We start from the raw sequence: 5,230 nt of genomic DNA on the forward strand, positions 1-5,230 counted from the left end.
CGGGTAATGCCGACATGCACCTGAAGAACTTCTCACTTTACCGTCCGGCAGACAACTATATGCTGACTCCTGCCTATGACCTCCTGTCCACCTCAATCGTGATGCCTGAAGATGATGAGGAGCTGGCACTGACTCTGAATGGCAAGAAAAAAAAGATAAAAAGAGCTGACTTTGAAAAGGCAATGCTTGACAGCGGAATGGATGAAAAAGCCATCGAAAAGCTTTTCAAGAAGTTTGCCAAGACATTGCCTAAGTGGTATGCCCTCATCGAGGAATCCTTTTTGCCGAAGGATATGATGACGGCTTATCGGGAAAAACTTAACACAATGTCAGCACGTTTAGGACTGCTGTAAAAGAGTCGGAATCCCCGTCGGGTTCAAATCTTTCTTAGCTCATAGACCGAATGGAAAATTATTGAACCTTGTGATTGACACAGTCTCCTGCGTTTGTTGTGGGAATCATAGGGCTCTTTCTCCCGATCCCGATGCAGTGTCGAGGTAGCGCTTAGAGGCTGATGGTGCTCTCGCCGGCGGCTACGGGTATGCTTCGGCCGCGGGCCACGAGGGTATAGGGTCGGTTGGCGCTCACTGCAATAGAATTGGTGGGGGCGTCGTAGACAAGTGATGTCTCCACGTCGCCAAACCGCAGGCGTCGCAGCCCGTGAGTGCCGTTTGAGGCCTTGATGTCCCATGTCAGAGTGCGGCTGAGTGCGTCGGCTTTGCGGAAGCCCATTATGTTTTCGATAAAAAGCGATATCGGGCCCAGGGCCGACCATCCGCAGAATTCCTGACGCACACGGTGGCCGTGTTCCGTCGAAGGCCCGTCGGCTACCGGGCTGTAGCACTCCCATATTGTGTGGGGTTCGGTCTGCTCATAGATCCGTGCCTGCATTCTCACCACTCTCTCGGCCAGAGAGTCGGCCAGCTCGCAATAGCCGTAGCGTTCGAGAGCCTTCGATCCCATGTAGACGATCGGCAGCCAGATGCCGCCGCGCCAGTAGTTGCCGGTCACCGAATCGAAGTCCTGATCCGATCGCGAAAGCGAGTTCCATGGCCTTTCACCGCCCATGAATGCTTCCGACCGCAGACGTTCCACCATTCTTGATGCCTGTGTCGAGTCGGGAATGCCGGCCAGCATGGCCCAGAACGATGCCGGAGTCATCACGCGCGAGGGCTCGCCAGTGGCAAGATTCACATCGTAGTAATAGCCGTCGCGTTCATCCCAGTAGCGGTCGTTGACCACCTTGCGGAGCCGCTCGAACTCCTTCTGCCACGCCGAAGCCTGAGCAGTGTCGCCGCGCAGACGGCACAGTTCGGCTATGTTGGTGGCCGCCAGAGCCTGCTGGCTTATGGCGTCGATCCACAATGCTCCCTGATAGCCTCCGCAGTCGCGGCCGCGTGGAGTGTTGTCCATGCCGGAGGCTCCTCCGTGCCATGAATAGCCTATGATCTCTCCGAGAGAGTCGCGGCGCACGGTGATTCTGATCGGCTGCGTCGAAAGCTCGTCGTTGCGCTCGCCGCACTGGAGCGAGTTGAAATAGTCATAGTGCTTCTGCAGATAGCGTTTGTCGCGGACCACCATGTCGATCTGGGCTGTGTCGCCCGTAAACAGATAGTTCTCCTTCTCTACCCATGCAAACAGCGGGGGATTGTCGCGCAGATGTATGCGCAGCGGACTCGGGGCGCCGTCGTGGATGGGTGCGTAGTAATTCATCAGTGTTTCCTTGCCCGGGAACGCATTCGGGGCGTATTTGGAGAACATCACCATGAAGCATCCGTCCCAGATCCATATCTGGTCGTCATAGCAGTTCTCGTCGAGATATGGCGACGCCACCATCCCCTCGGGGCCGCGGCGCACGCGTCCCGAAGCGATCTCCCATGCGCGTTCGTAGAGATTCACAAGCGAGGTGTCGGGGTGTACGGCAATAGGCACTTCCGACCGCCAGTCGGGCACCACGGCGTCGGGCGGCACGGTATTCCACTGGGCGGATGCCACGGAAGCAAACACGCCGAAAAACGTCATGGCGACAAAGCGAAGTATGGATGATCGTATCATGGTCTTTTGAGATTTTCCACAAAAATATACAAAATAAGTAACTTGCAAAAATCAGCTGCGAGTGATTTTTGAGATTTGTTCGAGTGATTTTTGCTTTCAGACGATGGCGTGTAGCTTTTAAGAGTTACTTTGCTGATTTAGTCGCATCGTTAACACACCAATCCGTCGCTCATATCAGCTTCATGGCTTTTGCCCGGCGACAAGCCTCGATCGAGTTCTTAACCTGAAGTTTGGCCAATATTTCCTGACGGTGACGGCTTACGGTGTGGACGCTTATATTGAGCCTCCGGGCTATCTCCACGCTCTTCATCCCTTCATCGATCATCGACAGCACCTGACGCTCGCGGCGGCTGAGCACAGCGCCGTTGGCCTCCGCCGACAGCTCTTCGCGGATGCCGGTGGTCATGTCCACCATATAGCTGCTCCCCTTGAAGTCAAACATCATCGGCCCGTAGAGGCATATCGCATACAGCACATTGTCACACGCCGGATCATGGACATAATACATCCTGTGCATCACATCCACCCATCTGTCGTCGGGGGTGTGCATGCGCAGCCGGCTGATCAGGCAGTGCTGTTGCCGTCGCGCTTTGGGCAGATGTCGCATGAGGTGATAAAACCGCAGCTCGGCTATCACCTTTGCCTCCTGCTGCTCTTCGGTCATCATCGACAGTATTCGGCTCTCCCAGATTGAATTCTCATGTTCATACCCATCCAGTCCGAGTGTTTTGGCAAAGCCGCCCGCTATGATGCGGCTCTCGTTCCTTGTCATGTCGCTGATCACCGCCACGACATTTTCCAGAGTGGCCAATGACCGCGCCTGCGCCATGGCTGCTTCAAACAAGTTTTCGTGGCGTTCGGCCGGTGACTGACGCAGCAGCCGGTCAAGTTGCTTCAATGGTCGTTCCATAAGTAAAAATGGTTATTTTTAGCCATTGCAGTCTGTTTATTCGCGTATTAACTTTGCAAAGTTAACAATAAACATGGTTATCATGAAGCCACGGGCTATTGATGAGTTGGATAATATCAACTAATTTTGGAGAGTTGCTTATATGAAAACGAAACTGCTCGCATTGCTTGCAATGCTCCCTTTTCAGCCGGCTTCGGCACAGACGCTTGAGAAAATGAACTGGTTCAACGAGCCGTCGCAATGGCACATATCCGGCAACGATCTCACCATGGCGGTGACGCCCGGAAGCGACTGCTGGAGAATCTCCCATTATGGTTTTACAGTCGACGACGCTCCGTTCTATTATGCCGAATACGGAGGCGAATTCGAGGCCAAAGTGAAGGTCACGGGCGACTATAAGGTGCGTTTCGATCAGGCCGGACTGATGTTGCGTATCGACCACGAGAACTATATCAAGGCTGGGATAGAGTATGTCGATGGAAAGTATAATCTCAGCACTGTAGTCACCCATCGCACATCCGACTGGAGTGTCATCGCTCTTGATCGTCCGGTAGAGGCGATATGGATCAAGGCTGTGCGTCGGCTTGATGCTGTGGAAATTTTCTATTCATTTGACGACAAGGAATATCACATGATGCGCAATGCGTGGATGGAATCCTGCCGCCCCATGAAGATCGGAATGTTCGCGGCCAGTCCCGACGGTGATGGATTCAACGCCACATTCTCCGGTTTCAAGGTGACGCATTTGCCCGACAAGATCCGTACGGAGTGGCTGAAAAACAATGCCGAATAACCCTCATGGCGCAATGTGAAAGGCGACTATTCTGTCACACTGCGCCATGAATTTTTGCCCTGGTCACAGTGGGCGCTGTCATTGCGGTTTTCAACGTCTGTCTGCCGGGTGTCGATAGTTCTGAGGTTTTTGCCTATCTTTGCCGCTCTAATCTATATTGACGCCTATGCCCCGAAAATTTTCTGCATATCTGTTGGCCATCGCTGCAGCTATTTCCGTCTCTTCAGCCGTCAGTATGGCGGCATCACGCCCCGCCTGCGCCGATACGTTGAGTGTCGACACCGTTCTGGCCCGTGAGGCCGATGCTTTTTTGCGCTCGTTGCCCGAGGGACTTCAGAAACGTCAGGAAGAGGCCGTCAGACGTGCCATGGCAGGCGATGATGCTGCGCTCGAGGCTGTCAGAGCGTCGCGCAATGCGCCGCCGATGATCCCCGCCGATGTAGTTGCCACCGATATTTCGGAAATCTACCGCCTTTATCGACCCGCGTCATCCGGCAGTGCCCGGCTTCCGGTGCTGATCTATCTGCATGGCGGCGGCTGGTGTTTCGGCAGCATCAACAGTTGCGCGCGGTTTTGTGCCGAGCTGTCGCGCCGGGCTGGTGTGGCCGTGCTGGCTGTTGATTATCCGCTCGCGCCGCGCTATCCATTTCCTCACGCGCTCGATGCCTCGCTTGAGGCAGTAGGCTTCGCTTTGGCCAATGCCGGGACCTATGGGTTCGACACCGGGCGCATATCGCTTGGCGGCGACAGTGCCGGCGGCAACCTCGCTCTGTCGGCGGCTCTCGCCATAGTTTCCGGACGGTCGGCAGGCGGCGCACGGCTCCCGGCCGATGCGCTGCGCTCTCTCGTTCTGTTCTATCCGGTCGTAAAGGCGTGGAGCGATGGCTCTGAGTCTTGGAAGGCCTACGGATCGGGCTACGGACTCGACAGTCAGATTATGGAAGCTTTCAACGAGGCATACGCCGGAGAAGCCGACGCGCGCGATCCGCTCCTGTCGCCCTTCTGTGCGGCCTCCGAAACGCTTGTGCAGCTCCCGCCGGTGATGATGGTCAGCGCCGGCCGCGACATACTCCGCGATCAGGCTGTCGACATGGCCTCTCGGCTTCGGGAGGCGGGCGTGGAGGTCTGCCACAGCATCCTGCCCTCCGCCGTACATCTGTTCATCACCGTTCCCGGCCAGCCGCGCGCCTTTGAGATGGCAGTGGACGCCACATCCACTTTCCTTACTGAAAAATAGTGACGCGTGGCGGTAGACTGTCGGCCGGCGTCAGTCGTTCTGGTTCTTGGTAGTGATCAGATATGCCATCTTCACGCTATGGCGGCGGGTGATCCGACGCATGTTGTCCATCCCTGCGCCGCTATAGACCGATACTCGGATAGATTTGCGTGAGTTGAGGAGGAAGCGATGCGGGCATCGTGACCGATGAAACCTGACGAAAATCGCCCGAAAAGACCTTTGAGGGGATAGAAAG

The 5,230-nt window shown here is 55.5% G+C and carries 6 protein-coding genes; 3 read left to right on the forward strand and 3 right to left on the reverse strand.

What is annotated here, in order from left to right; all coding sequences use genetic code 11:
* Window positions 1–353 (forward strand): HipA domain-containing protein (locus C5O24_RS10480; protein WP_133165533.1); only part of this gene is annotated, 353 nt, incomplete at its 5' end.
* Between the two features lie 151 nt (window positions 354–504).
* Here C5O24_RS10480 and C5O24_RS10485 read toward each other — a convergent pair.
* Window positions 505–2,055: an MGH1-like glycoside hydrolase domain-containing protein gene (locus tag C5O24_RS10485; RefSeq protein ID WP_107034930.1), complete on the reverse strand. Its 1,551-nt coding sequence runs from the start codon at window positions 2,053–2,055 to the stop codon at window positions 505–507.
* Window positions 2,056–2,224: 169 nt separating this feature from the next.
* The gene (locus C5O24_RS10490) at window positions 2,225–2,965 is read right to left on the reverse strand and encodes a response regulator transcription factor (protein WP_107034931.1); all 741 of its coding nucleotides are present in this window, start codon (window positions 2,963–2,965) and stop codon (window positions 2,225–2,227) included.
* Window positions 2,966–3,107: 142 nt separating this feature from the next.
* On the opposite strand from C5O24_RS10490, the gene C5O24_RS10495 reads away from it, so the two are divergent.
* Together C5O24_RS10495 and C5O24_RS10500 are read left to right on the forward strand one after the other, a co-directional pair.
* The gene (locus tag C5O24_RS10495) at window positions 3,108–3,758 is read left to right on the forward strand and encodes a DUF1349 domain-containing protein (protein ID WP_107034932.1); all 651 of its coding nucleotides are present in this window, start codon (window positions 3,108–3,110) and stop codon (window positions 3,756–3,758) included.
* Between the two features lie 235 nt (window positions 3,759–3,993).
* Entirely contained in the window at window positions 3,994–4,995 is a 1,002-nt protein-coding gene (locus C5O24_RS10500; protein WP_161553885.1) for an alpha/beta hydrolase, read from the forward strand.
* Between the two features lie 30 nt (window positions 4,996–5,025).
* On the opposite strand, the gene C5O24_RS14320 is transcribed toward C5O24_RS10500, so the two are convergent.
* The coding region (locus tag C5O24_RS14320; RefSeq protein WP_205961092.1) for a hypothetical protein at window positions 5,026–5,230 on the reverse strand (205 nt) is incomplete at its 5' end.

The organism is Paramuribaculum intestinale, from assembly GCF_003024925.1.
Taxonomy (GTDB): domain Bacteria; phylum Bacteroidota; class Bacteroidia; order Bacteroidales; family Muribaculaceae; genus Paramuribaculum; species Paramuribaculum intestinale.